The sequence below is a fragment of the Methylobacterium sp. E-066 genome (genome assembly GCF_022829635.1).
GTDB lineage: Bacteria > Pseudomonadota > Alphaproteobacteria > Rhizobiales > Beijerinckiaceae > Methylobacterium.
In genome coordinates this window covers 27,963-53,925 of record NZ_JAKSYO010000088.1, presented here as the reverse complement: position 1 = coordinate 53,925, position 25,963 = coordinate 27,963, and the positions used below count along the sequence as shown (strand labels likewise).

At 66.8% G+C, this 25,963-nt stretch carries 23 protein-coding genes; 9 read left to right on the top strand and 14 right to left on the bottom strand.

The genetic code is table 11. The features are described 5' to 3' along the window. The first annotated feature begins 69 nt into the window (after window positions 1–69). On the top strand, window positions 70–516 hold the full coding sequence (locus MKL20_RS10025) for a hypothetical protein (RefSeq protein WP_244036544.1): 447 nt from the start codon (window positions 70–72) through the stop codon (window positions 514–516). Between the two features lie 25 nt (window positions 517–541). On the opposite strand, the gene MKL20_RS10020 is transcribed toward MKL20_RS10025, so the two are convergent. After that, window positions 542–970, bottom strand: a complete 429-nt coding sequence (locus MKL20_RS10020) for a DUF4864 domain-containing protein (protein ID WP_244036543.1) — start codon at window positions 968–970, stop codon at window positions 542–544. A 329-nt stretch (window positions 971–1,299) separates the two neighbouring features. Between MKL20_RS10020 and rutA the strand changes: the two genes are divergently transcribed. Genes rutA through rutC form a run of 3 tightly spaced genes read left to right on the top strand, consistent with a single transcriptional unit; the run spans window position 1,300 to window position 3,580 of the window. Beyond that, window positions 1,300–2,394 carry a pyrimidine utilization protein A gene (rutA, locus tag MKL20_RS10015; protein WP_244036542.1) on the top strand — a complete coding sequence of 365 codons (1,095 nt, stop codon included), beginning with the start codon at window positions 1,300–1,302 and terminating at the stop codon, window positions 2,392–2,394. 16 nt (window positions 2,395–2,410) lie between these two features. Next, on the top strand, window positions 2,411–3,148 hold the full coding sequence (gene rutB / locus MKL20_RS10010) for a pyrimidine utilization protein B (protein WP_244036541.1): 738 nt from the start codon (window positions 2,411–2,413) through the stop codon (window positions 3,146–3,148). A 45-nt stretch (window positions 3,149–3,193) separates the two neighbouring features. Next, window positions 3,194–3,580, top strand: coding sequence for a pyrimidine utilization protein C (gene rutC, locus MKL20_RS10005; protein WP_244036540.1), 387 nt, complete (start codon window positions 3,194–3,196; stop codon window positions 3,578–3,580). On the opposite strand, the gene MKL20_RS10000 is transcribed toward rutC, so the two are convergent. Together MKL20_RS10000 and MKL20_RS09995 are read right to left on the bottom strand one after the other, a co-directional pair. Further along, complete coding sequence (locus MKL20_RS10000; protein ID WP_244036539.1) at window positions 3,581–4,519, bottom strand: glycosyltransferase family 2 protein; 939 nt, start codon at window positions 4,517–4,519, stop codon at window positions 3,581–3,583. It abuts the gene before it with no gap. 8 nt (window positions 4,520–4,527) lie between these two features. Then, window positions 4,528–5,463 carry a glycosyltransferase family 2 protein gene (locus MKL20_RS09995; RefSeq protein WP_244036538.1) on the bottom strand — a complete coding sequence of 312 codons (936 nt, stop codon included), beginning with the start codon at window positions 5,461–5,463 and terminating at the stop codon, window positions 4,528–4,530. 460 nt (window positions 5,464–5,923) lie between these two features. On the opposite strand from MKL20_RS09995, the gene MKL20_RS09990 reads away from it, so the two are divergent. Next, window positions 5,924–9,820 (top strand): glycosyltransferase, encoded by a 3,897-nt coding sequence (locus MKL20_RS09990; protein ID WP_244036537.1) that lies wholly within the window; start codon window positions 5,924–5,926, stop codon window positions 9,818–9,820. After that, window positions 9,817–10,536 (top strand): CatB-related O-acetyltransferase, encoded by a 720-nt coding sequence (locus MKL20_RS32955; RefSeq protein ID WP_279594651.1) that lies wholly within the window; start codon window positions 9,817–9,819, stop codon window positions 10,534–10,536. The genes MKL20_RS09990 and MKL20_RS32955 overlap by 4 nt, the downstream gene beginning before the upstream one ends. Window positions 10,537–10,539: 3 nt before the next feature. Here the strand turns inward: MKL20_RS32955 and MKL20_RS09980 are convergent, their stop codons facing one another. Both MKL20_RS09980 and MKL20_RS09975 read right to left on the bottom strand, forming a co-directional pair. After that, window positions 10,540–10,680, bottom strand: a complete 141-nt coding sequence (locus tag MKL20_RS09980; RefSeq protein WP_244036536.1) for a hypothetical protein — start codon at window positions 10,678–10,680, stop codon at window positions 10,540–10,542. 99 nt (window positions 10,681–10,779) lie between these two features. Then, complete coding sequence (locus tag MKL20_RS09975) at window positions 10,780–11,502, bottom strand: glycosyltransferase family 2 protein (RefSeq protein WP_244036535.1); 723 nt, start codon at window positions 11,500–11,502, stop codon at window positions 10,780–10,782. Window positions 11,503–12,210: 708 nt separating this feature from the next. Here MKL20_RS09975 and MKL20_RS09970 point away from each other — a divergent pair. Beyond that, complete coding sequence (locus MKL20_RS09970) at window positions 12,211–13,683, top strand: glycosyltransferase (protein WP_244036534.1); 1,473 nt, start codon at window positions 12,211–12,213, stop codon at window positions 13,681–13,683. Between the two features lie 23 nt (window positions 13,684–13,706). On the opposite strand, the gene MKL20_RS09965 is transcribed toward MKL20_RS09970, so the two are convergent. The 6 genes from MKL20_RS09965 to MKL20_RS09940 form a co-directional block, all read right to left on the bottom strand. Beyond that, window positions 13,707–14,039 carry a hypothetical protein gene (locus MKL20_RS09965; RefSeq protein WP_244036533.1) on the bottom strand — a complete coding sequence of 111 codons (333 nt, stop codon included), beginning with the start codon at window positions 14,037–14,039 and terminating at the stop codon, window positions 13,707–13,709. Window positions 14,040–14,326: 287 nt separating this feature from the next. Next, a complete protein-coding gene (locus MKL20_RS09960) occupies window positions 14,327–15,112 on the bottom strand; it encodes an FkbM family methyltransferase (RefSeq protein ID WP_244036532.1) in 786 nt (261 codons plus the stop codon). A gap of 415 nt (window positions 15,113–15,527) precedes the next feature. Then, window positions 15,528–16,955, bottom strand: a complete 1,428-nt coding sequence (gene trmFO / locus MKL20_RS09955) for a methylenetetrahydrofolate--tRNA-(uracil(54)-C(5))-methyltransferase (FADH(2)-oxidizing) TrmFO (RefSeq protein ID WP_244036531.1) — start codon at window positions 16,953–16,955, stop codon at window positions 15,528–15,530. A 78-nt stretch (window positions 16,956–17,033) separates the two neighbouring features. Beyond that, a complete protein-coding gene (locus MKL20_RS09950; protein WP_007566967.1) occupies window positions 17,034–17,180 on the bottom strand; it encodes a DUF1127 domain-containing protein in 147 nt (48 codons plus the stop codon). Between the two features lie 271 nt (window positions 17,181–17,451). Continuing rightward, the gene (locus MKL20_RS09945) at window positions 17,452–17,724 is read right to left on the bottom strand and encodes a GCG_CRPN prefix-to-repeats domain-containing protein (protein ID WP_244036530.1); all 273 of its coding nucleotides are present in this window, start codon (window positions 17,722–17,724) and stop codon (window positions 17,452–17,454) included. Window positions 17,725–17,881: 157 nt separating this feature from the next. Further along, on the bottom strand, window positions 17,882–18,856 hold the full coding sequence (locus MKL20_RS09940; protein WP_244036529.1) for a S1C family serine protease: 975 nt from the start codon (window positions 18,854–18,856) through the stop codon (window positions 17,882–17,884). Between the two features lie 287 nt (window positions 18,857–19,143). Between MKL20_RS09940 and MKL20_RS09935 the strand changes: the two genes are divergently transcribed. Both MKL20_RS09935 and MKL20_RS09930 read left to right on the top strand, forming a co-directional pair. Further along, window positions 19,144–19,719 carry a sigma-70 family RNA polymerase sigma factor gene (locus tag MKL20_RS09935; RefSeq protein WP_409568140.1) on the top strand — a complete coding sequence of 192 codons (576 nt, stop codon included), beginning with the start codon at window positions 19,144–19,146 and terminating at the stop codon, window positions 19,717–19,719. Then, window positions 19,716–20,423 (top strand): anti-sigma factor domain-containing protein, encoded by a 708-nt coding sequence (locus MKL20_RS09930; RefSeq protein ID WP_244036528.1) that lies wholly within the window; start codon window positions 19,716–19,718, stop codon window positions 20,421–20,423. Before MKL20_RS09935 ends, MKL20_RS09930 begins: the two co-directional genes overlap by 4 nt. A 43-nt stretch (window positions 20,424–20,466) precedes the next feature. On the opposite strand, the gene MKL20_RS09925 is transcribed toward MKL20_RS09930, so the two are convergent. The 3 genes from MKL20_RS09925 to uvrA all read right to left on the bottom strand — a co-directional run bounded on the left by MKL20_RS09925 (window position 20,467) and on the right by uvrA (window position 25,907). Next, the gene (locus MKL20_RS09925) at window positions 20,467–21,036 is read right to left on the bottom strand and encodes a fasciclin domain-containing protein (RefSeq protein WP_243962740.1); all 570 of its coding nucleotides are present in this window, start codon (window positions 21,034–21,036) and stop codon (window positions 20,467–20,469) included. A 230-nt stretch (window positions 21,037–21,266) separates the two neighbouring features. Continuing rightward, on the bottom strand, window positions 21,267–22,247 hold the full coding sequence (locus tag MKL20_RS09920; protein WP_243962741.1) for a transporter: 981 nt from the start codon (window positions 22,245–22,247) through the stop codon (window positions 21,267–21,269). Window positions 22,248–22,760: 513 nt separating this feature from the next. Continuing rightward, window positions 22,761–25,907, bottom strand: coding sequence for an excinuclease ABC subunit UvrA (gene uvrA, locus MKL20_RS09915; RefSeq protein WP_244036527.1), 3,147 nt, complete (start codon window positions 25,905–25,907; stop codon window positions 22,761–22,763). Window positions 25,908–25,963: the final 56 nt, after the last annotated feature.

The window sequence follows — 25,963 nt, the reverse complement described above, 5'->3', positions numbered from 1 at the left end:
TCTTTGCCACGACGGCGGGGCTCGGAAACGACCCCGCCGTCCGCCGGCACCCACGACAGGATCACCGACATGACCGATACGAAAACCGATTTGCACGACGCCGCCGGCACCGTCTGGGCCGTGTTCGGGCACCGCTTCGCCCTCGACGGGGCCGGGGGGCGGATCCTGGCGGATCTCGGCCCGAAGGGGGCCGCAGGGATCGCCCTGGCGGTTGGCGACCAAGTCTCGCTGCGGGGCGCGAAAAAGCCCTCCGAGATCAAGGTCGCCCGCCTCACCCTGGCGGACGGCTCGACCCGCACTATCGACTGGCCGGAAACGGAGAAGCACGATCATCCGCCGGCCGATCCCACCCTGGCGGTCCGGGCCGCAGAGGCGGCCGGCTACACGGTCGCCGGCGCGCCCGCGCGGAAGCCCAAGCATTTCGAGTTGCGGGGCGCGAAGGACGGCGCGGAGCACGACATCCACATCGCGCTCGACGGCCAGATCCGGAAGACCAAGCGCCTCGCCGCCGCGTAGGGTGCGGCCGGACCGCGAGCGCCGGTCAGGCGCTCGTGCCCGGTGCCTTGATCAGGCGGCAGCCGGTGATGCGCCAGGTCCCGTCCGCGTCCCGGGCGAGGCTGTACTCGGCGGTCCAGTCGACGCCGTACTCGTCCTGGATCGCCACCGACTGCATCACGCCCGCCTCCCCGGTATCCCGGCCCTCACCGAACACGAAGCTGCGGTGGCGGTAGACCGGGCGGTACTGGGTGCGGACCATGCCGATGAACAGGTCGGCGTTCGGAAACAGCTCCCGGATCGCCGGGGCCGCCTGGGCGTAGGCGGTCGGCGCGTCGTCGCGCCCGAACGCCTCGACCTGCTTGGTGATCACCGACCGGGCCGCCGCCCGGGCGCCGTCATCGGCCAGGGCCGGCCCCGAGAGGCCAAAGACCAGCAGGAGAGGGATCAGCAGGAGGGCGAGCCACGCGCGCATCGACGGTCACTCCGATCGGGCGTCTCCCGCGAGACACCTGAGCCGACTGATCATCTAGACGGACGACGGCGGTCGGCAAGCACTGCGCGCGCAGGATGTGCAGGCATCGCGCGCCGGTTGTGCAAGTCGCTGGAATGAGAGGCATTTTCAGCCCCGAACCGGCGCATGGGTTTGATTCTCCGCCCGGGTTTTGCGAGCGTCCGCGCACCGACTCAGTTCCACAGGGCTTGCCTGCGGGGCTTGGCCGAGCGGAGCAGAGGGCGATGGTGCAAAGCCAAGCGGACGCGGAAACCCGTCCCGAGAGTGTTCCAGCCACGAGCGTACCAGCCATGAGCGTCGGGGTGTTCATCCCGATCGGCAACAACGGCTGGCTGCTGTCGGAGAACGCCCCGCAATACCGGCCGAGCTTCGCGCTCAACAAGCAGATCACCCTCAAGGCGGAAGCGCACGGGCTCGATTTCGCCCTGTCGATGATCAAGCTGCGCGGCTTCGGCGGCAAGACCGAGTTCTGGGACCACAACCTCGAATCGTTCACCCTGATGGCGGGGCTGGCTGCCGTCACCACCCGGATCAAGCTGTTCGCCACCGCGGCGACCCTGTGCATGCCGCCGGCGATCGTCGCCCGCATGGCCGCGACCATCGATTCGATCTCGGATGGCCGGTTCGGCCTGAACCTCGTCACCGGCTGGCAGAAGCCGGAATACGACCAGATGGGCCTGTGGCCCGGCGAAGAGTATTTCTCCAAGCGCTATGACTATTTAGCGGAGTATGCTCAGGTTCTGCGAGAGCTGTGGGAGACGGGTCGAAGCGACATCAAGGGCACGTTCTTCCAGATGAACGATTGCCGCCTGAGCCCCCGGCCGCAGGCACCGATGAAGATCATCTGCGCCGGCCAGAGCGGCGCCGGCCTGGATTTCACGGCCCGCTACGCCGACTACAATTTCTGTCTGGGCAAGGGCGTCAACACGCCCACCGCCTTCGCGCCCGTGGTGGAGCGGCTGGCGGAGGCCCGGGCCAAGACCGGGCGGCACGTGACTGCCTACGCGCTGTTCATGATCATCGCCGACGAGACCGACGCCGCCGCGATGGCGACCTGGGCGCATTACAAGGCGGGGGCCGATGCCGAGGCGATCGCCTGGCTCGGAATCCAGGGCGCGGCCGACACCAAGTCCGGCAGCGACACCAACGTCCGCCAGCTCGCCGACCCGACCTCCGCGGTGAACCTCAACATGGGCACCCTGGTGGGCAGCTACGCCCAGGTGGCCGCGATGCTCGACGCGATCATGACGATCGACGGCGTGGAGGGGGTGCTGCTGGTGTTCGACGACTTCCTCAAGGGTCTCGACGCCTTCGGGACCCGGATCCAGCCGCTGATGCAATCCCGCCGGCACGTGGTGCCGGCGCCGCTGGCCCAGGTCGCATAATGAGAGACGTCGCGTGATGGATAGGCCTGCTGGTTTCCACGACCCCCATGGCCGCCACGGCGGCGTGATCCTGCCGGCCCGGCCAGAGCCGATCGCCTTCGACCCGGCCGCGACGGCGCTGATCGTCGTCGACGTGCAGAACGCCTATGCCAGCCCAGGCGGCTATCTCGACCTCGCGGGTTTCGACGTGTCGGGCACCGGGCCGGTGATCGCCCAGATCATCCGGGCGGTGGCGGCGGCCCGGGCGGCGGGCATCCGGATCCTGTGGTTCCAGAACGGCTGGGACCCGGACTACGTCGAGGCCGGCGGCCCGGGCTCGCCGAACTGGCACAAGTCCAACGCCCTCAAGACCATGCGGCGGCGGCCGGAGATGAACGAGCGCCTGCTCGCCAAGGGCTCCTGGGACTACGCGCTGGTCGACGCCCTGAAGCCGGAGCCCGGCGACATCGTGCTGGGCAAGCCGCGCTACAGCGGCTTCTACAACACGCCGCTCGACAGCATGCTGCGGGCCCGGGGGGTGAACACGCTGGTCTTCACCGGCATCGCCACCAATGTCTGCGTCGAGTCGACCCTGCGGGACGGCTACCACCGGGAGTATTTTGGGATCGTCCTGGCGGACGCCACCCACCAGGCCGGGCCGCGGAGCCTGCACGAAGGCGCGCTCGCCAATATCGAGACCTTCTTCGGCTGGGTCTCGGACGTGGCTTCGTTCGAGGCGGCGCTGAGCGCCGAGACGCGCGCCGCCGCCGAATAGACCACCCGCCGTCCCCGAACCCGCACCGCGAAAGTCCGAAGAAAAATGCCGAAGCAGGTCGTCATTCCGCCGGGTACGGGCAAGCCGCTCGCCCCCTACGTGCCCGGCACCCTGGCCGACGGGGTGCTGTACGTCTCGGGCACGCTGCCGCTCGATGCCGACGCCAACGTCGTCCATGTCGGCGACGCGGGCGCCCAGGCCCGGCACGTGCTGGAGACGATCAAGGGGGTGGTCGAGGCCGCGGGCGGCACGATGGACGACGTGACCTTCAACCACGTCTTCCTGAAGGACTGGGCCGATTACGCGGCGATCAACGCGGTCTACGCGGCCTACTTTCCGGGCGAGAAGCCGGCGCGCTACTGCATCCAGTGCGGCCTCGTGAAGCCCGACGCCCTCGTGGAGATCGCCTCCGTGGCCCATATCGGCCGTTGATCACCGGCCCCGCAACAGCTTCGGCGCGAGGCCGGGCAGGGCCGCCGCCAGGAGGCCGGCCGCGCGCAGCACCTCGGCGGCCTCGGCGGCCGAGCGGTGGACCAGCGCCAGGGCGAGCCGCAGTGGCACCTGCGCGCAAAAGCTCGCCCCCGTGAGGGCGAGGGCGGCGGCCCGGCCGTGATGCTTGTGCGCATACAGGATCTGGCTGCGCAGGAAGTAGAACAGGCGCCGGGCCCGCACCTGCCGGGTCGTGCCCTGGCCGACATGGTGGGCGACCGCCCCGGCCACGTGCCGCACCGCGAAGCCGGCGGCTCGGGCGCGGGCGCAGAGGTCGGCATCCTCCCAGTAGACGAAGAAGCGCGGGTCGAAGCCGTCGAGGGCCGCGAACAGGTCCCGGCGGATCATCAGGAATGCGCCCATCACCTGGCCGACGGCGCGGTCGTCGGTGTGATCCCATTCGAGCAAAAAATGCGGCCGGACGAGGCCAAGCCGGTCCAGCGCGAGGGCGCGGCCGAGGAGGCCGAGACCGGTGGGCGCCCGGGCGCAGGAGCGGGCGGTCCGGCCGTCCGGGTCGACCAGCCGGGCGCCGACGATCCCGGTGCGCGGATCGGCCGTCAGGGCATCCCGGGCCACACGGAGGGCGTCGGGGGCGACCTGCGTGTCCGGGTTGAGGAACAGGATCGCGGGGGCGTCCCCAGCGGCGGCGCCCTGATCGCAGGCCCGGCCGAAGCCGAAGTTTTCAGCGTTGCGGATCAGCTTCAGCGGGCGGGGCAGGGCGGGCAGGTCGTCCGCCGAACCGTCCTGGGAGCCGTTGTCCACCACGATGACCTGCACGGACGCGGCCTCCTGCACGGCCGCGAGGCTCGCCAGGCAGGCCCGGAGCAGGGCGCCGCCGTTCCAGTTGACGATCACCACGTCGAGGACGGCGCGGTCGGTCATGGGCGATCCTATGGGCGATCCCGGGGCGGGCCGAGGCGCCCGAGGGCACCGTCGCGGACGGCGCCGAGCAGCCGCAGCAGCACGGCGGGCCGCCAGCCCGAATCCGCCCAGTACAGCCCGGCCTGGAGCGGCAGATAGGCGGCCTGGGCGAGCTTCCAGCGCAGGGGCACGTGCGGCAGGCGCCAGGCATAGATGGCGTTGCGCAGGTAGGTCGCCATGCGGAACAGGGGCTGGCGCGGCATCGCGACCCCGAACCCACGGATCACCCCGCCCCCGACCCGGTGCGGGATCGCGACGTCCCGGGCGAGGTAGCAGCCCAAGCTCAGGCTCCAGGCGCGAAAGCACCATTCCAGCTCGACGCCGTCGATGAAGAAGTCGGCGCGAAACGGCCCGATCCGGGCGAGGGCGTCGAGGTCGATCAGCGAGCCCGAGGTCGCCAGGAACTGCACCGGGGCGAGGACGCCGCAAGCTTGAGAGATGACGCCGCAGGCTGGGGGAAGGGCGCCGCAGGCCGGCGCGCCGGGGCGGGGCGGGTAGGACGGCGCCTTGTGGCCGGCGGCCGGGGCGGGGGCCGGCCCCACGACCGCCACCGGGATCGCGGCCTCCTGGAGCCGGACGCGGGCGGCGAGCAGCGCCGCGGCCAGCCCGGTGGGCGGCTCGGCATCCTGGTCGAGGAGCAGCAGGGTGTTCGCGCCCGCCGCCCGGGCCGCCGCGGCGATCCGGTTGAGCGCCTCGGCGATGCCGACATTGCGCCCCGCCGACAGCAGGGTCACGCCGGCCCGGGCGAGACGTTCCGCCTCCGCGTCGGGCAGGCCGCCATCGTCGAAGGCGATCACCCCGGCGAATCCTGATGCGGCGTGCGCCAGCACCCGGTCCACCTGGTCCCGGCTCGGCCGGAACAGGGTGATGCCGAGCGCGAGGCGGCCCAGCTCTGGATCAGGCACGGGCGGGACTCCGGCCGCTCACGCCCGCTCCACCGCGGCAATCGCGGTCTCCAGGGCGGCGGCCTGTTCGGCGTCGAGGGGTCCGCGGGTCGGCATCGAAGGGATCGGTCGAGCAGGGATGCCGGAAGGGAAAGCCGGCGAGGCGGCGCATGGCGTCGATCCGGTCCCGATGGGTCGGCGTTTCGATATAGCGGGCCCCGGTCCCCGACAAGCGGCCATGCCGGGTCGCGCAGCCGCGCAGGCCGAGGACGGGCCGGGCCATGGTTTACGGACTCGGCCGGTTCCGTTAGTTCGACGGGCGAAGAATGCGACGCCCGCCTCCGCGCCTCGCACGCCCCCGACGCTGCCGACCATGAGCCGATCCGAGACCAGCGCCTCGACCGCGTCGACCCCGAAGGTGGCCGACGGATGCCGCGCCTCGTGACGGCACGCGGCGCACGTTCCCCCGCAGAGCCCTGAGATGCGCCTCGGTTTGCCCCCGACCCTCGGGCGGTTCAAGCGCCGCATCGGCCGGCCGGTCGCGCGCGGCGCCGTCGATTCCGCGCGCGCCCTGCGCCTCGGCTGGCGCCGGATCAGCGATCCGCTGGGCCGGGCCACCGCCTTGCAGGCCCGCTGGGCCGGCGCGGGTGCCGGCGACGATCTCGAAGCACGCCTGATCGCGGCGCTGGAGCCGTATGTCGATGCGGGCTTCTACGCGAGCTGGTACGGCATCACGGTCGATCCCGTGCGCGACTACCTCACAATCGGCTGGCGCGAGGGCCGGGATCCGCGACCGGATTTTTGCACCGCCGACTACCTCGCCGCGCGGCCGTATCTCGCTGCCGCCGGCATCAACCCGTTCCTGCACTGGGTGACGGCGCAGCGCACCAAGGGTGGCGACCTGCCCAAGCCCGACACAAGGCAAGCCGAGCGCCTGGCCCGCCGCCTCGTGGACGGCGCGTTCTACCTCGCCCACAATCCCGACCTGCAGGCGGCCGGCGTCGACCCGGTGGCCCACTACATGGCCTCCGGCTGGCGCGAGGGCCGCGAGCCGTCGCCGCACTTCGACACCCTGGCCTATTGCCTGACTCGAAAAATCTCGTACGCGACCCAGAATCCGCTGGTGCATTACGTCCTGCACGGCGGCCCGGCCCGGCCCGAGCCGGAGGATTTTTTCGGACTCCAGGCCGAGACGCTCGCGCCCTATTTCGACGCCGCCTATTTTCGCCAAGGGCTGGACGGAGCGGAGGAGGCCTCCGACGCGGAGCTGCTGCGGGCCTACGTGGCCGGCGGCTGGCGGGCGATGCGCAGCCCGCGCCAGGATTTCGACCCGGCCGGCTACGTGCAGGCACGGGCCGGCAGCCGGGCGGTGATCGGCGACCCGTTCTTCCGGTATGTCGCCGAGACGCGGCTCTCCGGCAAAAAACCGTTCTCCGGGACGGACAGGTTGAACGTCCCGGCGGTGGACGAGGCCTGGTATCGGGCGACCTACGCGGACGCCCGGGAGACCGCGCCCTATCTGCACTTCGCCACCAGCGGCTGGCGGGAGCTGCGCGATCCGGGCCCGGGGCGCTCGACGCTCGACGCGCTGCTGCGGGTCTGCGGCCTGCGCCCGGCGCGTCCGCCCGTGGAGGACACGCTCTGGCTCGGCGCGATCGGGCGCAGGCCCCTGAACCGGGCCGCGTCTCTGGACCTTCAGGCCGGGTTGGCGGCTTTCCATTTCGACCACGCCTTCTACCGCGAGCGCTACGGCCTAGCGGAGGACGTGGATGCGGTCCGGGATTATTGCGACACCGGCTGGCGTGAGGGCCGCAATCCGCGCGCAGATTTCAACGGGCAGGCCTATCTCGACGCGCATCCCTGGGCGCGGGAGACCGGCATCGCGCCCCTGGTCCACCACCTCGCCACCGCGCTGCTGCACGGCACCGACATCGCGGCCGGGAGGTTCGACCCGCGCTACGGCCCACCGCCTTCCGAGGCGGACGCCCTGGCGGAGCAGGCGCGGCTGTTCGAGCCGTATTTCGACGCGGCGTACTACGCGAAGCGCAATCCCGACGTCGCCGGCGCCGCGGGCGGTCTGCTCGCCCATTTCGTCGCCTACGGCCAGCACGAGGGCCGCGACCCGAGCAAGCGGTTCTCGATCGCGTTCTACGCGGAGACCTACGGGCACCTGTTCGCGCCGGGCGAGACGCCATTCCTGCATTACGTGCGCACCGGCCGCGCCGCCGGGCTGATGGGCTGTCCCGAGGATCTCGGCAGCTGGCCGGCCATGGAGGCCCCCGAACCGCAGGACTGGGACACCCTGCCCCGCGCCCTGACCCTCGCCCAGGCCCGGGTCGTCGTGATCATGCCGGTCTACAAGGGCCGCGGCGAGACCCTGCGCGCCATCCACGCCTGCCTCTCCGCCCCGCAAAAGACCCCGTTCACCCTGCTCGCCGTCAACGACAGATCCCCCGACCCGGACCTGACCGCGGACCTGAAAGACCTCGCCGGCCGCGGCCTGTTCCATCTCGTCGAGAACGCGCAAAACCTCGGCTTCGTCCGCTCGGTCAACCGCGGGCTCGGTCTGCGCCAGGGCCGGGCCGTGGTCCTGCTCAACTCCGACGCCCAGGTGTTCGGCGACTGGCTCGACCGGCTCGTCGCCCACGCCGAGAGTGCCGAAGCGGAAGGCCGCCCGCCGGTGGGCAGCGTCACGCCGCTGTCGAACAACGCCACGATCTGCAGCTACCCGCGCTTCAACGCCAACAACACCATGGCGCTGGAGATCCCCCGGCCGGACCTCGACCAGGCCGCCAGCACGCTCAACCGCGGCCGCTCGGTCGAAGTGCCCACCGGCGTCGGCTTCTGCATGTACATGACGGCAGAGGCCCTCGACGCGGTCGGCACGCTGGACGAAATCGCCTTCGGCAAGGGCTACGGCGAGGAGAACGACTGGTGCATGCGCGCCCGCAAGGCGGGGTTCTCCAACCTGCTGGCCGAGGACGTGTACGTCTACCATGCCGGGCAGATCTCGTTCGGGCTCGACCCGGGCGGCGAGTACGACCAGGGCCAGGCCGCGCTCCTGGCCAAGCACCCGGACTACCCGGCTGTGGTCGGCCAGTTCGTCCAGGCGGATCCGGGCCGGCGGGGGCGGGCGCGGCTCGACCTGTATCGGCTCGCCCGGCACTTCCGCGGCCGGGCTGTGCTGTTCGTGACCCATAGCTGGGGCGGGGGCATCCAGCGGCACATCGACGACATGATCGCCCGGCTGAAGGCCGAGGGCACGGCCGTGGTGCTGCTCTCGGTCGACCGGGCCCGGAACATCCAGGTCAACGTCTCGTACCGCAGCCACGAATTCGTGTACCTGCCGAGCCTGGACAGCCTGTACCTGCCCCGCGACGCCGAGGCGGTGTCGGCGTTCATCGCGCAACTGGCGCCGCTCCTGATCCACGTGCACTCGCTGGCGGGGCTGCGCTGGAACGCGGCCCGCGTGCTGATGGACCTCGTGTCCGGCTCGGGGCGGCCCTATGCCTGGACGCTGCACGACTTCTCACCGGTGTGCCACCGCAACCACCTGGTGATGCCGGATGGGCGTTACTGTGGGCTGGCGCCGGTGCCCGTGTGCCGGGACTGCCTGGCCTCGGACGCGGACGGCTACGAGGAGCCGGACCCGGAGGAGCGCCGGGCCGTGTTCGGGCGGTTCCTGGCCGGGGCGGCGCGGGTGTTCGCGCCGTCGCGTGACACGGCGGGTCGGATCGGGGCGGTGTACCCGGATCTGGCGATCACGGTGCGGCCGCATGTCGAGCACGCCCGGAGCGTGCGCTCCACCGCCCTGCGCCGGCCGGGCCGGGTGCGCCGGGTCGCGGTGCTCGGCGCGATCAGCGCCACCAAGGGCGGCCTGTTCCTCCAGGCGCTGGCCACCGATGCCCAGGACCGCAAGCTGCCGCTGCGGTTCGCGATCGTGGGTTTCTCGGATCCGGCGCTGACCGTCGGCCTGGAGCGGGCGGGGGTGAGCCAGACGGGGCGCTACACCGGCGACGACGAGGCCCTCGACCTCGTTGGGCGGAGTTCCGCCGACCTCGTCCTGTTGCCGGCGATCTGGCCCGAGACCTACTCCTACGCCCTGACGCTGGGATTGCGGACAGGCCTGCCGGTGGTCGCCTTCGACCTTGGCGCCCAGGGCGACCGGCTGCGGGCCTACCCGAACGGCCACGTCCTGCCCTACGCCCTCCTGAGCGACCCGGCCGCCTTCAACGACCGGCTGCTGGCGATCGACATCTCGGCTGCCGGGGAACTCTCGGTGCCGATCCAGGCGGCCGACTACGACGACCTGATGCGCGACTACTACGTCCTGGACCTGTCCGGGGCGCAAAACCCACTCGACGAGGACGCCGCATGATCTCCGTCAACGAGGACATGAAGCAGGAGATGCTCCGGCGCGGCATCTCGGTGCTGCATCCGGCCCCGTTCGGCCTGCCGGAGGACTGCACCTTCGAGCCGCCGTGCAGCATCAAGTGGATGGGGATCGATTACTGCCTCACCATGGGGGCGTTCTCGTACGCGGTGAGCGGCTATTATTTCGGAGCCGACATCGCCCGCTACTGCTCGATCGGCGAGAGCGTGCAGGTCGGGCGCGGCAGCCACCCGGTCCATTGCGGCTCGACCTCGCCGCTGTTCTACACGCACCATTCGGCGGTGTTCGACCGGCTCGATCCCCGCGCCGAGGATTACGAGATCTGCGGCCCCTATCTGTGGCCCAAGCGCGTGCGCATCGGCAACGACGTCTATATCGGCCACGGCGCCTTCCTGATGCCCGACATCACCATCGGCGACGGGGCGATCATCGGCGCCATGGCGGTGGTGACCAAGGACGTGCCGCCCTACGCGATCGTGGCCGGCAGCCCGGCCCGGGTCGTGAAGATGCGCTTCCCCGACACGTTGATCGAGCGCTACCTGGCGGTGCGCTGGTGGCGCTACGCCTTCTGGGACCTGCGCCAGTGCTCGATCACCGACCCCGAGAAATTCCTCGACGCCGTCGAGGAGCGGATCGCCGGCGGAATGCAGGAATACCGCCCCGACCTGATCCCGATCCAGTCGCTGATCCCGGGCGCCTGAGGCTCAATCCCCCGCGTCGGCGAACCGCGCGAACGCCGCCACCAGCGCGTCGGCGGCCGGCCCGCTCAGGTCGCTGAAGCAGAGGCCGTCGCCGACGAACACGGTCCACACCCCGTCATAGGTCGCTTCCTTGCGGATCCGCATGGCCGCCCTCCGGCATTGATGGGAGTCAACGGTTGGAAGAGTGCCGCGTTGCTTCGGTGGACAGGCGTCCCGCGATCACCGCATCAGTGGGGCTGCTCCTCAGGTGCGTCCCGTTATGAGGCGGCGTTTTTCGCTCTCGGGAAGCAGCCGCCAATACTCGTCGGCCGCACGCACGTAGCTGAGATCGACGGTCCCTTCCGGCGCCTCTTCATCGCGCCCCGTGTAATGAACGGCCCACTTCGTTTTGTAGTTCATCGTTGCCAATTCGGTCAGCGCAACTTTGAAACCTCTTTGCTTGATCGCAGACCAGATGATCTGATCCCCTGAGCCGCTGAGACCGCCCGGCAAGGTCGCCCATAGAGCCGCGATCTCGATCGCCGAACGACTCAGCATTACCGTCCCGGTGTCGGCGAACCGTACACCGTCGCTCTCCCAATCGAACGGATCGAGGATGCTGCGATCGAGGCGGCGCAGCATCCTTCGTGAAACGCCTATATCGGCGCCAGATTTCGATACTGCCTCATAGAGACTTGAGACATGATTGGTTTCGAGCCAGTTGTCGGCGTCCAGAAAGCAGACATACTCGGCGCCGCTCTGGAACGCGTGCAGCGCGCCGACACCCCGAGCGAAATTGCCCGCGTCGCGGTGGGCGGACGGCAAGACGATGTGCTGGCAGTCCCAGCTGGACACCACCGGATTCGGATGGCCATCCGCAACCATGATGTGGGTATTTTTGATGTCTTGTTGGAGCACACTCTTGTGCCCGATAGATAACTCTTCATTCGGTTCTTTGTAATATGGAGTTACAACTGAAAACTTCACTGAAATTATCCAACGTAATTATTAAACAAATGCGCCTGGCGAGTTCTCGAAGCCAGATATACTAGACGGAGAGATAATTGTCACGCCTCGTTACGATAGTTATTATACAAATATTTAAGTAGTTGATTTAAAATTTACCCCTGATTTCAAGAGGTGAAAAATCAAATCATCCGCTATGTTTATTTGTACTTCCACTGATATTACTGCATCGACTCAATTCATCACGATGGGATTAACCTGTCTCATTGAAAATATTTTTGTCAGTTGATTAAAATTTAATCGCAAATCGCAAATACACAATCAACAAAATAAAGCAGCCGATACAATCTAATCATTGAAGAAAATCTGGTCTCCGACTCAAGTATTGTTAGATAAAATCATTTTTAACTTGGAAATCTGATGCCCTTGGCTCGGGGAGCGAGTCATTCTATGAGTGATATTGAACTCACCGTCGCGCGGTCAAGTATATTTACGATCAGAAATTCTCATCCCAGGACCCATAATGAGACGTCAATTTGAAAATTTTATATAGCAACACGCGTCGACTGTACAATAAGTCAATATATCACTCCATATGCCGCATTGTCGTCGATTTTTACGAGAGGTTATTTTCCAGATTGGCTGCACACCGCGGCGAGTCAGGTTTCTAACCCCAAGAAGTACTCGCAGTTTCTACATACCGCCCCCGTACAGCTCGGAACACAGACAATGGCAATTCCCAAGATCTTACATTACTGCTTCGGCATGGCAGACGATTTTGGGGGCAAGCCTTGGAGCCTCGCGCACTATGTCTGCCTCCGCAGTGCGATTGAGCATATAAAACCTGATGCTGTGTATTTTTATTATGCCCATGAGCCGCAAACTCAGTGGTGGAAGTTAACCGAACCTCTTGTGACAAAAATCAAAATTGAAGCGCCACAGGAAATATTTGGCCGCCCGTTACTTAACCCAGCGCACCGTGCTGATATCGTGCGCCTGATTGCCTTGCTTGAGCGCGGCGGCATTTATCTTGATGCCGATGTTATGGTTCACCGTAGTTTTGATTCGCTTTTGAACCATGCAGCTGTTCTGGGCCAGGAAGGGCTTGAGGGTCAGTATGGTGTTGCAAATGCCGTCATTTTGGCACAACCGCACTCCCTTTTTATCACACGGTGGTTTGATCAGTACAAATGGTTTCGTGGCGGGAAAAGTCTTCATGACCCATTTTGGAGCGAACATTCTGTTCAATTACCATCGTTTATGTATCGCCTCTTTCCGACGGAAGTCACGGTCCTAGATCATGACGCTTTTTATTGGCCACTTTGGACCGATTCACATATCGAATGGATATTCAACTCCAACACGCCGATCGATATTTCAAAAAGTTTTGCCACACACCTTTGGGAATCATTATCCTGGCAATGGCTTAAGAACCTGACTCCTGGACATGTTCGGGGACTGGACACCAATTTTGCGCGCTGGGCTAAGCCATATGTCAGCCATTTACCCGATGATTTCGGCATGGCAGGCGCATCATCGGCAACGTCGGAGCATCAGAGCCGGCAAGCCGCCTTTCAGCAAACCTACGCGAAAGGATTGTGGGGCACTGACGGCCAAACCCGCTTCTTCTCGGGTATCGGCTCACGAGGCTCGGTCGCGGAAACATACATTAAAGCGATCGTCGCGGAACTTGATGTTCTGCGTGCGCAGCTGAGACGCCCTTTAACGATCGTCGATGTCGGCTGTGGTGATTTTGCAATCGGTGCGGAAATCGCGCGCCAAACGCGAGATATCTATATAGGATGCGACATCGTTCCAGAACTCGTAGATTATAATATCACACAGTATGCCAGTGAGCGTGTGTCCTTCCGAATCCTTGACGCAGTCATGGATCCGCTGCCAGATGCAGATGTTTATCTCGTCCGGCAGGTACTACAGCACTTGCCGAACGCTGATATCCAACAAATCATTCAGAAACTTAGGCCTCATCCATTCGTCTACATAACGGAGGGGCAGCCCCGCCATGCCGCCGGTCCCCTCAACCCTGATAAGCCAGCAGATCATGAGGTCCGGTTCGATTGGCGTAACGGCACGGGACGAGGCGTTGAACTCAACCACGCACCATACAATCTAAACCTCGAATTCATCTGTCGAGCAGAATTGCCCACTGAAACCATCGAGACTTATCAGATCCGCTGGTGATGTATCACACTGTTTCTGGATGATTAGCTCCGTTTGAGTTTCTGTGGCTGTCGTTGGTTATAGGTCGCTACGCGCGGGGTGCTGCGAGCGACCTTGACGTCTGAACAGACATGTTGGATGCGGGATCGAATGTCGACCCTCCGGTCGAAGTGGCGGTTAATGATGGCCTCGTCGATGCAGCGATCGAGATGCTTGACCTGGCAGCCGTTCGGCATTGTGGAGGGCCGGTCAACGAGCCGCATGCCCTTCAGCATGCAGCCCCGGTTCGGTGTGCCAGCCGGCGCCGCTGAAGAGGGGATGATCGTGCGATTTGCCGCCGACCCTGCGCCTGTGAACAAGTCGAGCAGGCGCTTCAAGAACGGCTTGGAGACGCCGTTGTTACCGACAGACCAGTGGTTTCGCCGGTGGCGGGCGATGACGGACAGCTACTGATAGCTGTAATGGCCGAGCGCAGCGGGCCTTTATTCGCACAGTGCCCAGAACCGGTGCCAAATCGGATTCAGCCCAATACAGTGCTGGTCCGTCCAGATTAAAACCATTGCGGATGGATAGCAGAGCGGTAGCCACTCTCCTACTCGCAACAATGACTATCCAACTCGTTTCATGAGTCATCAAAGATTTGAAGAACTTGACTTCCTTAAGATTACATTCGAAAATCCCCAAGAGGAAAATCGCAAATTTTTGGATTATTTGGCATATCGAGCTTAGTCGGAAAATGCTCGTACGAAGGTTTCATCACACCTCGATCACAATGCACCAAAGTAAATTCCAAGACAGTCGGCAAAGGCACACCGCCTAATACGGCCCATGGCCCGTAATTATTAGCATGTACGTGCACAACTTTATGGTACGCAGTAAGATTACTGATCGCCTGGCGTGCGATCTCGGCGAAATCGGAGCGACGAAGCTCCTGGAACGCGTGAACTTCTATGACGATCTGCCGGAAAAGTCTTATAAAAGATACATCTAGATTGGCAAAAACCTCCCACTCATAACCTTCGATGTCACATTTCAGCAGCATATTTCCTGAACTTTCATGTCCATTCTCCAATATTATTTCTTGAAGAGTCTTGATTCGACCGTCTAGGCTGGTTTGAGCTGCGATACCAAAAGGTTTCCAATTGAACCGTTGATGGTTGAGGGGGAGACCTGATATAGTGTGATCGTACTGAAATAAATCGATGCCTCGATGCGCGATGTCGAGATCCCACGATACATCGTTATTGATTCCCAGTGAATAAGCAGTGGTTATACCGTCAAAGTCATCGGCCATAACATAGCCGCCGTCGTTCATCTGACCCAAACGGACCTTGTTTATTCCTTCAATATGGTGCGGCTCCAGCATTCTCAAAATTGAAATAATCCGCTGACGCGTTTCAGGATTGTAATCCTGAACAGGTTCAGCCAATTTGAATAGAAGCGGTTGCATTCCAATATTGACCTAGATTGGGTAAGCTGCAAAGTGCCGTCTGACAGATTAATTTGCGGGCCGGGAAAAATCAACGCGAAAATGTTGAATTGATGTCGGATAAAAATAAATAAAGTTATTATATATTTCTGCCCTCAGTGGGCGCGACGAAGCCTGTTACTTCCTTGACAATTTACGTGAAAGTGCAAAATTAAATTTGTATTGATTAAATTATAGAACAATCGAGTTTGGAGGTGACGACTGACCAATTCCCATCATTGAATATCCATAGTATATTGGACCTACTACTTGTAACGCGATCGGAAACCGCTCTGAATAGTCACCTCGTTTGAGGCGGCAACCGTTGGTGCAGAACCAGCATAACCTAACCCTGGGTGGCGGTGCCTTCCCGAAGCCCCGCGCCGTCCAAGTGGGGCTACTCCGCCGCCGCCAGCCGCCAATCCGCCACGGGGGCGCCGGCCATCCAGGCACCGAGATCAACCCGAGCGCGATCGGTGAGCGCCCGCCGCTTCAGCACGGCCTTTTCCGGGCCGCGCAGGCGGCGGCCGGTCTCGTTGCGGGGGGCCTGGGCCAGGGGCGGGAACAAGCCGAAATTGACGTTCATCGGCTGGAACGAGCGCGGGGCGTTGGCCTCGCCGTCGGCCGCGACGTGACCGCCGGTGATGTGCGCGATAAGCGCGCCCAGCGCCGTGGTCTGAGGCAGGGGGGGAAGCGGCCGGCCCGCCGCCTCGGCGACCGAGAACCGGCCGGCCATCAGCCCGACCGCGGCGCTCTCGACATAGCCCTCGCAGCCGGTGATCTGGCCGGCGAAGCGCAAGGCGGGCCGGGCCTTCAGCCGGAGGGTGGCGTCCAGAAGCCGCGGGCTGTCGAGATAGGTGTTGCGGTGCAGGCCGCCGAGCCGCGCGAACTCGGCCCGCTCCAGGCCCGGAATCGTGCGGAAGATCCGGACCTGCTCGGCATAGGTCAGCTTCGTCTGGAAGCCGACCATGTTGTAGAGGGTGCCCAGCGCGTTGTCCTGGCGCAGCTGCACGATCGCGCAGGCCTTGACCTGCGGATCGCGCGGATTGGTGAGCCCCACAGGCTTCATCGGGCCGTGCCGCAGGGTCTCGGGGCCGCGCTCGGCCATCACCTCGATCGGCAGGCAGCCGTCGAAATACGGCGTGCCCTCCCATTGCTTGAACCCGATCTTCTCACCCGCCACGAGGGCGGCCACGAAGGCGTCGTACTGCGCCCGGTCCATTGGGCAATTGAGATAGTCGGCCCCCGTGCCGCCGGGGCCGGGCTTGTCGTAGCGGGACTGGAACCACGCCACGTCCATGTCGATCGAGTCGCGGTGGACGATCGGCGCGATGGCGTCGAAGAAGGCGAGGGACTCGGCGCCGGTGAGGGCCCGGATGCCCTCGGCCAGCGCCGGGGCGGTCAGCGGGCCGGTGGCGACGATGCAGGGCCCCCATTCCTCGGGGGGCAGGCCCTCGACTTCGCCGCGCACGATCGTGACGTTGGGGTGCTGCTCCAGGGTCCGGGTCACCGTGGCGGAAAAACCCTCGCGGTCGACCGCGAGGGCGCCGCCCGCCGGCACCTGGTTGGCGTCGGCCGCCCGCATGATCAGCGAGCTTAAGGAGCGCATCTCCTGGTGCAGCAGGCCGACGGCGTTGCTCTCCGGGTCGTCCGACCGGAACGAGTTCGAGCAGACGAGTTCGGCCAGGCCGTCGGTCTGGTGGGCCTCGGTGCCGCGCACAGGGCGCATCTCGTGGATCACGGCGCGATGGCCGGCCTCGGCCACCTGCCAGGCCGCCTCGGAGCCCGCCAGCCCGCCGCCGATGATGTGAACGGTTTGTGTCATATCCCAGAATAGCGAAGGACCGTCGCCCGGATCAACGGGCGGCGGTCCTTTGAATGAAATCGCGATGGGTCGAGGAGATCAGACGCGGGCGATGCCGTGGATCTCGCTGCGGTTGATGCCGAGATCGGCAAGGTCGCGATCCGAGAGGCGGGAGAGCTGGGAGACGGTGTCGCGGTACCGGAGATAGGCGCGGACGCGACTCAGGACGCTACGAGCGGCGGACATGGAGTTCATTGACCTCTGTTCAGGCAGTGGATGGCGCGCCGTTGCGCATCGCTGCCTCTTGTTGGTGCAATGCACATATAAACCTGCCGCGGCGCAGCAGGAGTCAAAAGGTCAAGGATCTGGTCTGCACGGGCCGCATGGTCGGCTTAAGAAACCGGCAACCTTCCCGGCTGGTCATTCTTTGTGCGCATGGTGAGACCCGGCCTGAACGCGCGAAGGGCGCCCCACCGGCCGGCGGGGCGCCCTTCGCAGTGCGGTCGAGCCCGGTCGCTCAGTAGAACGGGCGCGGGCCGTAGAAGCCGTAGGGCCGGTCATAGGGTCGGTAGAATGGCCGCGGCCGGGCATAGCCGTAGCCGCCGTAATAGACCGGCCGGCGCCAGTAGGGCCGGGGTCCCCAGTTCGGGCGGCAGATGCCCCAGGGATTCGGGTGGAAGCCCGGGCCGCAGCCCCCCGCCGCCTGGGCGGAGCCCGCGAGCCCGAGGCCGCCGGCGATCGCGGCGGCCATAACGAGTACCTTCGCGCGCGGTGCGCTCAGAATCGCCATGACAGATCTCCTCGAAGCGTCCGGCGGATCGGTGCCGGTCGAGAGAGACTCGGCCCCGTCGCCTGAACCGACCCTGAGCCTGAGGTTGTATCCCGTGCAGGCTCGCGTCGGCATCCGGGAAACGCGGCCGCGGCGGCGACGGTTTCGCGGGCGCCCGTCAGTGCAGCGAGGGCGTGCGCAGGAACCGCTCCCGGTCCGCCGAGACCAGGGCGAGCTTCACGCCGCGACCGTCGCGGCGCACGGTGAGCGGGACGCGCACACCCGCCTCGCCGAGCGCCCAGATGCTGCGGAACAGGGCGGCGAGGTCCGGGACCGGCTCGCCGGCCACCGCCTCGATCACGTCGCCGCTGCGCAGGCCGCCAGTCTCGGCCGGGCCGCCATCAGCGAGCCCCATCACCACGATGCCCTCCTCGCTCTCGGTGGCGTAGAGGCCGAGCCAGGGCCGCGGCGGCCGGTTGGCGCGCCCGCGCGTGGCCAGGTCGTCGAGGATCGGCGGCAGCAGGTCGATCGGCACCACCATGTTGATCGGGCGCGCGCTGCTGCCGCCGCCCTGCTGCAATTGCAGCGAGCCGATGCCGAGCAGCTCGCCCTGCGCGCCGATCAGCGCGGTGCCGCCCCAATGCGGGTGGGCCGGGGCGGTGAACAGCGCCTCGTCGAGGACATACTCCCAGTACCCGGCGAATTCCTGCCGGGCGACGACCTCGACGGCGACGCAGCGCTGACGCCCGCCCGCCCCCGCCACCACCGCCCGGTCGCCGGTCTTCAGCCCGGCCGAGCGGCCGATGGGCAGGGCCGGGACGCCGAGCTCCCCCAGCGCCTGGACCAGGCCGAAGCCGGTGGCGGCATCGAAGCCGAGCACGTGGCCCTGCACCGAGCGGCCCTCCCGGGTGGTCAGCCAGACGCTCTCGGCCTCCGTGACCAGGTAGCCGACCGTCAGCACCAGCCCGTCCTCCCGGATCACCACGCCGTTGCCGGCGCGCTCGGTGCCGAGGGTCTCGGCCGTGAAGGCGCTCTCCGGCACCCGCGCCGACAGGGCGAGCACCGACGAGAGCGCCCGATCGAGATCGTAGCCGTAATCCGCCGGCCTGGGCTGGGCCTGCGCCGGGATCTTCCACTCGCCCTGCGTCGCCATGAGATTCCTTCGGCTGGTTCGCCCCTGCGCCGGCGCCACCGGACGCGCGAAATCGGACTTAGATAGGCGGTCCGCGCGGCCTGCGACACCCGTGGCGCGGCGCCGCGCGCGGATCGTGCGCGCAGACGGCCCATCGACGATCCTGTGCGGGGCCGGCGATGTGACAGGACGCGCGGGGGCCCTTAGATCTATCTTACGGAAACGCGGCCGGCAGGGGAACGGGCGCGCGGGTGCGGGAACGGATCTTGGCCGGACCGATTTTTGCCGCGGGGGCGACCCCGGACCGGGTGCCGCCGGGTCTTCCCGGCGCCGACGAGGCCCGGCTGCGGCGGCTGCTGTTCGAGATCGGGCGCGGCGAGGCGGCGGCTTTGGCCGAGCTCTACGATCTGACCAGCCCGAAACTCTTCGGCGTGATCCTGCGTATCCAGCGCGACCGGTCGCTCGCCGAGGATATCCTTCAAGACGCGTATCTGCGGATCTGGCAGGCGGCCGGGAGCTACGACCCCGAGGCCGGACGCCCGCTCGCCTGGCTGTGCACGATCGCCCGCAACCGGGCGATCGACGGCCTGCGCCGGAAGGGATCGGTGGAGGTTCAGGGGCCGGTGCGGGACGACGGCGAGGATTGGGTGGCGCGGCTGATGGACCCGCATGACGACGCCGCGGCGTTCCTGGACCGGGACGCCCTCGCGGCCTGCCTGGGCCGGCTGGAGCCGGCGCACCGGGATTGCGTGATGCTGGCCTATTGCGAGGGTCATTCCCGGGAGGAACTGGCCCAGCGCTACGAGCGGCCGGTCAACACGATCAAGACCTGGCTGCATCGGGCGCTCGCCTCCCTGAAGACCTGCCTGGAGGCGGTCTCGTGAGCGGCGGCCCCGAAGACCCGACTTCGGATCCCGCTTCGGATCCCGACCTGCGCGCGGCCGAGTACGTGCTCGGCACCCTCGACCCGGGGGAGCGGGACACGATGGCGCGCGCCCTCGCCACCGATGCCGCCGTTGCCGGCCGGGTGCGGGCCTGGGAGCGGCGGCTGTCGCCGCTGCTCGCCGCGATCCCGCCGGTGGCGCCGCCGCCGCGGGTGCGGGCGGCGCTGCTGCGGGCGCTGGCGGCCGGGTCCGGCGGGTCGCACGATCCCCTCGCCCATCTGCGCCGGCAGGTCCGGCGCTGGCGGATCGCCACCGCGGGGGCCGGGCTGCTGGCGGCGGGGCTGGCGCTGTTCGTCGCGGTCGGGCAGCGGCCGGAACCGGAGGGCGGCCGCTACCTCGCGGTGGTCCAGGGCGGCGGCGCGCTCCCGGCCCTGATCGTGCGCGTCGACACCCGCACCGGCACCGCCCAGGTCCGGCCGGTCGGGGCCGAGGCGCCCGCGGGCCGGAGCCTGCAATTGTGGTATGTCGGCGCCGAGGGGCCGAAGCCGCTCGGCCTCGTCGGGGCTGGCGCGAGCCGGGTGAGCCTGCCGCAGGGCACCGCGCCGGACGGGGTTCTGGCGGTCTCCGTGGAGCCCCCGGGCGGCTCGCCGAGCGGCCAGCCCACGGGACCGGTGATCTATACCGGCACGCTGATCGCCGAGTAGGAACCGCGGCGCCGGGACGGCACCGCGGCGCGTGGCCCCTGGATCAGGGCGTCAGCACGGCGTTGACCACGTGGATCACGCCGTTCGACTGCATCACGTTCGGGATCGTCACCGTGGCGGTGCCGCCCTTCACGTCGGTGATCAGGACCTTCTTGCCCTGCACCGCCACGGCGAGCGGCTCGCCCTCGACGGTGGTGAGCTGGCCCTGGCCGCCGCCCTTCTTGACGAGCGCCATCAGGTCCTTGGCGGTGTAGACGCCCGGGACCACGTGGTAGGTCAGGATCTTGGTCAGGGTCGGCTTGTTCTGCGGCTGCACGAGGCTCTCGACGGTGCCCGGCGGCAGCTTGGCGAAGGCGGCGTTGGTGGGCGCGAACACCGTGAACGGGCCGGGGCCGCTCAGCGTCTCGACGAGGCCCGCGGCCTTCACGGCGGCGACCAGCGTGGTGTGGTCCTTGGAGTTGACCGCGTTCTCGACGATCGTCTTGCTGGCGTACATCGGCGCGCCGCCGACCATCGGGTTCTTGGCCTGGGCCGCGCCGGTGGCGCCCAGACCGAGGGCGAGAGCGAAGGCGACGGCCCGGGCCGCGCGCCGGCCGCTGAGAGCGTTGAGCATCTGTGTTTCCTTCCGTCAGGCATCCCGTGATCGCGCTGTGCTCGGGATTGCGTGGCCGCTTACGGGGCCTCGGGCGGAAAGGTTTCACAGGACCCGACTTCGGGCCGGGACCGGCGGACAAAAAAAGACCGCCCGGCGGAGGCCGGGCGGTTCGCCGTCCTGGCGGACGGGATGGCGGAGATCCGGGTCTCCCACCGCCTGCGCGGCGGGAGACCCGGATCTCGGGTCGATCAGTACTTGCGGACCAGGGCCACCGGGGCCGGTGCGGCGGGGGCCGGGGAGTACAGCGGCACGATCAGGCGGAGCCAGCCGTCCGTGGAGTAGTCGCTGCGGGCGCGGCTGAACGGCGTCGCGGCGATCTGCGCGCCGGTGACCACGTCGCGGGCGACGTAGGCCTGCACGGTGAAGACCTTGAAGTCGTAGCCGATCAGGCCGCCGACGGCGAACCGGCCGCGGTTGTTGGCTGCCAAGCTGGTCTGGCTGATATCGAAGTTGTAGGTGCCGTAGGCGACCGGGCCGATCTCGAAGTTGCCGAACTTCTTCGTCGCGGTGATGTCGAAGTTCAGGGAGTCCGAAATGCGGAGCGGGCCGATCGCGGCGCCGACCTGGCCGGGGAAGCGGCCGGGCGAGTCGTAGATGTTGGCGGTCAGGTTGCCGGTGATGTTCCAGCCGTCACCGGTGTAGCTGCCGGCCACGCCGAAGCGGTAGGTGTTGGAGGAGAGCTGACCCAGAACCGGGGTGGCGGTCGTGCCCTGCGGCGTGATGATCGAGCCGCGGTCGCCGTTGAGGTCGTTTAGGTATGCGCCGCCGAGCAAGCTGACGCCGAAGTTGTTGCCCAGGTCGAACGCCCAGATGCCGCCGACGAAGGTACCGACGTTGATCGAGATGTCCTTATTGCGCACGCCCGCCGGGTTGCGGGTGAACGCGAACACGGTCGGGGGCGCCACGAGCAGTTCGACGCGGCCGCCGAACGGCACCAGCGGGGTCGACCAGACCAGCACCGGGACGTTGACGGCCGTATCGGGATCGTTCCGGCCGTCGGTGCGGCGGAACGTGAAGGTGTTGATCGCGTAAACGCCCTCGGGCAGCGGCGCGCCGATGGCGAGGCCGACCTGCTCGCCCGGAACCGTCGTGGTCTGCGCCTGCGCGATCGTCGAGGTCATGCCGACCGTGAGCGCGACCGCGCCGGCCGCGAGCCAGTTCTTCATCATTGTTTCGATCCTTCCCAAGGTCTCAAGGCATCCGTCCCGCATTCGGCACTACCCTGCCGGTCTGCTCGCCATTGGCGGCTGCCGACTTCCGGTGTGCCGAGCGCCCCCACGGAGCCCGCCCGTCTCAACGCTGCTGACTATTCTACAGAGACCTGCGGAATGACAGTGGAATGCTGGTCGAAGCGGCAAAACCGGCCGAACCGTTGCGCAAAAGACGCATTTTTGCGGCGATGCAACACAGTCCCCAGAATTGAATATAGGGGCCCTGGCCGGCAAAATATCGTTGAACGGTCAAGCTGTTGCCGACGGCATCGGCGGGAGAATCCGGCAAGCAGGGGCGGGTGAACGGGCAGCGGCCGACCCGGGGCGCGGGGCCCGGGATGTCCGCTCCGGACGGCCCGGAACCAGTCCGAACCGACCGTCGCGGCCCGAATCACGGGTCGCGGCGACCCGTTTCAGCCGAGATTCGAGCCGTCACCCGGCAGAATCTGCCGATCCAGCTCGCATCGGCGCCTATTCGGCGGCGCTGCGGCGGCCGGTCTGCGGGGCGGGGCGCCTTGCCAGGACCTCGCGCAGGAACCGGCCGGTATGGCTCGCCTTCGAGCGGGCGATCTCCTCCGGGGTGCCCAGGGCCACGACCCGGCCGCCGCCATCGCCGCCCTCGGGGCCCATGTCGATCACCCAGTCGGCGGTCTTGATCACTTCCAGGTTGTGCTCGATCACCACCACGGTGTTGCCCTGGTCCACGAGCTCGTGGAGCACCTCCATGAGCTTGGCGACGTCGTGGAAGTGCAGGCCGGTGGTCGGCTCGTCGAGGATGTAGAGGGTGCGGCCGGTGGCGCGCTTCGACAGCTCCTTGGACAGCTTCACCCGCTGGGCCTCGCCCCCCGACAGGGTGGTCGCCTGCTGGCCGACATGGACGTAGTGCAGGCCGACCCGCTTCAGGGTCTCGAGCTTCTCGCGGATCGCCGGCACCGCCTTGAACAGCTCGGCCGCCTCCTCGACGGTGGAATCGAGCACGTCGGCGATGGACTTGCCGCGGTACTTCACCTCTAGGGTCTCGCGGTCGTAGCGCTTGCCCTTGCACACGTCGCAGGTGACGTAGACGTCCGGCAGGAAGTGCATCTCGATCTTGATGACGCCGTCGCCCGAGCAGGCCTCGCAGCGCCCGCCCTTCACGTTGAACGAGAAGCGCCCCGGCTGGTAGCCGCGCGCCTTGGCCTCGGGCAGGCCCGCGAACCAGTCGCGGATCGGCGTGAACGCGCCGATATAGGTGGCCGGGTTCGAGCGCGGCGTCCGGCCGATCGGCGACTGGTCGATGTCGATGACCTTGTCGAGATGCTCCAGGCCCTCGAGCCGGTCGTACGGGGCCGGGTGCTCCAGCGCCCCGTTCAGTTTTTTCGCGACGGCCTTGTACAGGGTGTCGATCACCAGGGTGGATTTCCCGCCGCCCGAGACGCCGGTGATGCACGTGAAGGTGCCGAGCGGCACCTCGATATCCACGTCCTTGAGGTTGTTGCCCCGGGCGCCGAACACGCCGAGCTTGCCCTTCCGGCTCTTGCGCCGCGCGGCCGGGGTGCGCACCGACATCGCGCCGGTGAGGTACTTGGCCGTGAGCGAGGCCGGGTTGGCCAGCACCTCGGCGGGGGTGCCCTGGGCGATGATCTCGCCGCCATGGATGCCCGCGCCCGGGCCGACATCGACCACGTAATCGGCCTGCAGGATCGCGTCCTCGTCGTGCTCGACCACGATCACCGAATTGCCGAGGTCGCGCAGGCGCTTGAGCGTGCCGAGCAGCCGCTCGTTGTCGCGCTGGTGCAGGCCGATCGAGGGCTCGTCCAGCACGTAGAGCACGCCGGTGAGCCCGGAGCCGATCTGCGAGGCCAGCCGGATGCGCTGGCTCTCGCCCCCCGACAGGGAGCCCGAGCCGCGGGCCAGCGTCAGGTATTCGAGGCCGACATCCACCAGGAAGCTGAGCCGGTCGCGGATCTCCTTGAGGATCCGGACCGCGATCTCGTTCTGCTTGGGCGTCAGCTTCTCGTGCAGCTCCGAGAACCAGCGATGGGCTTCGGAGACCGAGAGCGCGGTGACATCGCCGATATCGGCCATCGCGACCTTCACGGCGAGTGCCTCGGGCTTCAGCCGCTTGCCGCCGCAGGACGCGCAGGGCGTCTCGCTCATGAAGCGGCCGATCTCTTCCCGGACGGCGTCCGAGTCGCTCTCCTTGTAGCGGCGCTCCAGGTTCGGGATCACGCCCTCGAACGGCTTGTTGACCGCGTATTTGCGCAGGCCGTCATCGTAGGCGAAGCGGATCGCCTGCTTGCCGGAGCCGTACAGCACGACGGCGCGGGCCGCCTCCGGCAGGCTCTGCCAGGGCACGCTGGTCTTGAAGCCGTAATGCTCCGCCAGCGCGTCGAGCGTCTGGCCGTAATACGGCGAGGTCGATTTCGCCCAGGGGCCGACCGCGCCGCGCTTGAGGCTGAGTGCGGGGTCCGAGATCACCAGTTCCGGGTCGATCCGCATCTCGTGGCCGATGCCGCCGCAGGTCGGGCAGGCGCCGAACGGGTTGTTGAACGAGAACAGCCGGGGCTCGATCTCCGCGATGGTGAAGCCCGAGACCGGGCAGGCGAAGCGGGACGAGAACGTAATCGTCCGCGGCTCCTCACCCTCGGGGGCGTCCGCGAACACGATCTCGCTGATGCCGTCGGCGAGTTCCAGGGCCGTCTCGAACGAGTCGGCTAGCCGCGCGGCGATGTCGGCCCGCACCACGATCCTGTCGACGACCACGTCGATGTCGTGCTTGAACTTCTTGTCGAGCTTGGGCGCGTCGTCGATCGCGTAATACTCGCCGTCGATCCGCAGCCGCTGAAATCCTTTTTTTTGATATTCGGCGATCTCTTTTCGGTATTCACCTTTTCGCCCACGGACCACCGGAGCCAGCAGGTACAGCCGGCTCTTCTCCGGCAGCTCCAGCACCCGGTCGACCATCTGCTGGACGGTCTGGCTCTCGATCGGCAGGCCGGTGGCCGGGGAGTAGGGGATGCCGACCCGCGCCCAGAGCAGGCGCATGTAGTCGTAGATCTCGGTCACCGTCCCGACGGTGGAGCGGGGATTCTTGGAGGTGGTCTTCTGCTCGATGGAGATCGCCGGCGAGAGCCCGTCGATCTGGTCGACGTCGGGCTTGGACATCATCTCCAGGAACTGGCGGGCATAGGCCGAGAGCGACTCGACGTAGCGGCGCTGCCCCTCGGCGTAGATCGTGTCGAAGGCGAGCGACGACTTGCCCGAGCCCGACAGCCCGGTGAAGACCACGAGCTTGTCCCGGGGGATCGTCAGGTCGACGTTCTTGAGATTGTGCTCGCGGGCGCCCCGGACCGTGATCACCCGCCGGTCGGCGGCGGCCGGCTGCGCGGCGTCGAACAGCGCCTCCAGCTTGGCGTCGGTGGTGGCTTCGTGGCGGCCGGCGCCCGTCTGTGCAGCCTTGCGGGCGGATGCGGGTGCCTCGGCCTTCTTGCGCACGGGCTTGGCCGGCACCGCCTCGACAGCCGCCGCCTTGACGGGCGTCTTGGGCGAAGGCGCCTTCACGGGAGAGGGTTTGGGGGCGGCTTTGCCGGCGCCGACTTGGGGTCCGACTCGGGTTCCGGCTTGGGCTTTGGCCATGAGGGCGGCGGTCTTTCGAGGCGTCGACACGGTCGGGCTGGCTTGCGCGCGGGTCA

What these genes read in the sequence shown, in the direction of transcription:
- MKL20_RS10025 (WP_244036544.1), top strand. Translation starts at nt 70, where the DNA reads ATGACCGATACGAAAACCGATTTGCACGACGCCGCCGGCACCGTCTGG.
- MKL20_RS10020 (WP_244036543.1), bottom strand. Translation starts at nt 970, where the DNA reads ATGCGCGCGTGGCTCGCCCTCCTGCTGATCCCTCTCCTGCTGGTCTTT.
- rutA (WP_244036542.1), top strand. Translation starts at nt 1,300, where the DNA reads ATGAGCGTCGGGGTGTTCATCCCGATCGGCAACAACGGCTGGCTGCTG.
- rutB (WP_244036541.1), top strand. Translation starts at nt 2,411, where the DNA reads ATGGATAGGCCTGCTGGTTTCCACGACCCCCATGGCCGCCACGGCGGC.
- rutC (WP_244036540.1), top strand. Translation starts at nt 3,194, where the DNA reads ATGCCGAAGCAGGTCGTCATTCCGCCGGGTACGGGCAAGCCGCTCGCC.
- MKL20_RS10000 (WP_244036539.1), bottom strand. Translation starts at nt 4,519, where the DNA reads ATGACCGACCGCGCCGTCCTCGACGTGGTGATCGTCAACTGGAACGGC.
- MKL20_RS09990 (WP_244036537.1), top strand. Translation starts at nt 5,924, where the DNA reads ATGCGCCTCGGTTTGCCCCCGACCCTCGGGCGGTTCAAGCGCCGCATC.
- MKL20_RS32955 (WP_279594651.1), top strand. Translation starts at nt 9,817, where the DNA reads ATGATCTCCGTCAACGAGGACATGAAGCAGGAGATGCTCCGGCGCGGC.
- MKL20_RS09980 (WP_244036536.1), bottom strand. Translation starts at nt 10,680, where the DNA reads ATGCGGATCCGCAAGGAAGCGACCTATGACGGGGTGTGGACCGTGTTC.
- MKL20_RS09970 (WP_244036534.1), top strand. Translation starts at nt 12,211, where the DNA reads ATGGCAATTCCCAAGATCTTACATTACTGCTTCGGCATGGCAGACGAT.
- MKL20_RS09960 (WP_244036532.1), bottom strand. Translation starts at nt 15,112, where the DNA reads ATGCAACCGCTTCTATTCAAATTGGCTGAACCTGTTCAGGATTACAAT.
- trmFO (WP_244036531.1), bottom strand. Translation starts at nt 16,955, where the DNA reads ATGACACAAACCGTTCACATCATCGGCGGCGGGCTGGCGGGCTCCGAG.
- MKL20_RS09950 (WP_007566967.1), bottom strand. Translation starts at nt 17,180, where the DNA reads ATGTCCGCCGCTCGTAGCGTCCTGAGTCGCGTCCGCGCCTATCTCCGG.
- MKL20_RS09945 (WP_244036530.1), bottom strand. Translation starts at nt 17,724, where the DNA reads ATGGCGATTCTGAGCGCACCGCGCGCGAAGGTACTCGTTATGGCCGCC.
- MKL20_RS09940 (WP_244036529.1), bottom strand. Translation starts at nt 18,856, where the DNA reads ATGGCGACGCAGGGCGAGTGGAAGATCCCGGCGCAGGCCCAGCCCAGG.
- MKL20_RS09925 (WP_243962740.1), bottom strand. Translation starts at nt 21,036, where the DNA reads ATGCTCAACGCTCTCAGCGGCCGGCGCGCGGCCCGGGCCGTCGCCTTC.
- MKL20_RS09920 (WP_243962741.1), bottom strand. Translation starts at nt 22,247, where the DNA reads ATGATGAAGAACTGGCTCGCGGCCGGCGCGGTCGCGCTCACGGTCGGC.
- uvrA (WP_244036527.1), bottom strand. Translation starts at nt 25,907, where the DNA reads ATGGCCAAAGCCCAAGCCGGAACCCGAGTCGGACCCCAAGTCGGCGCC.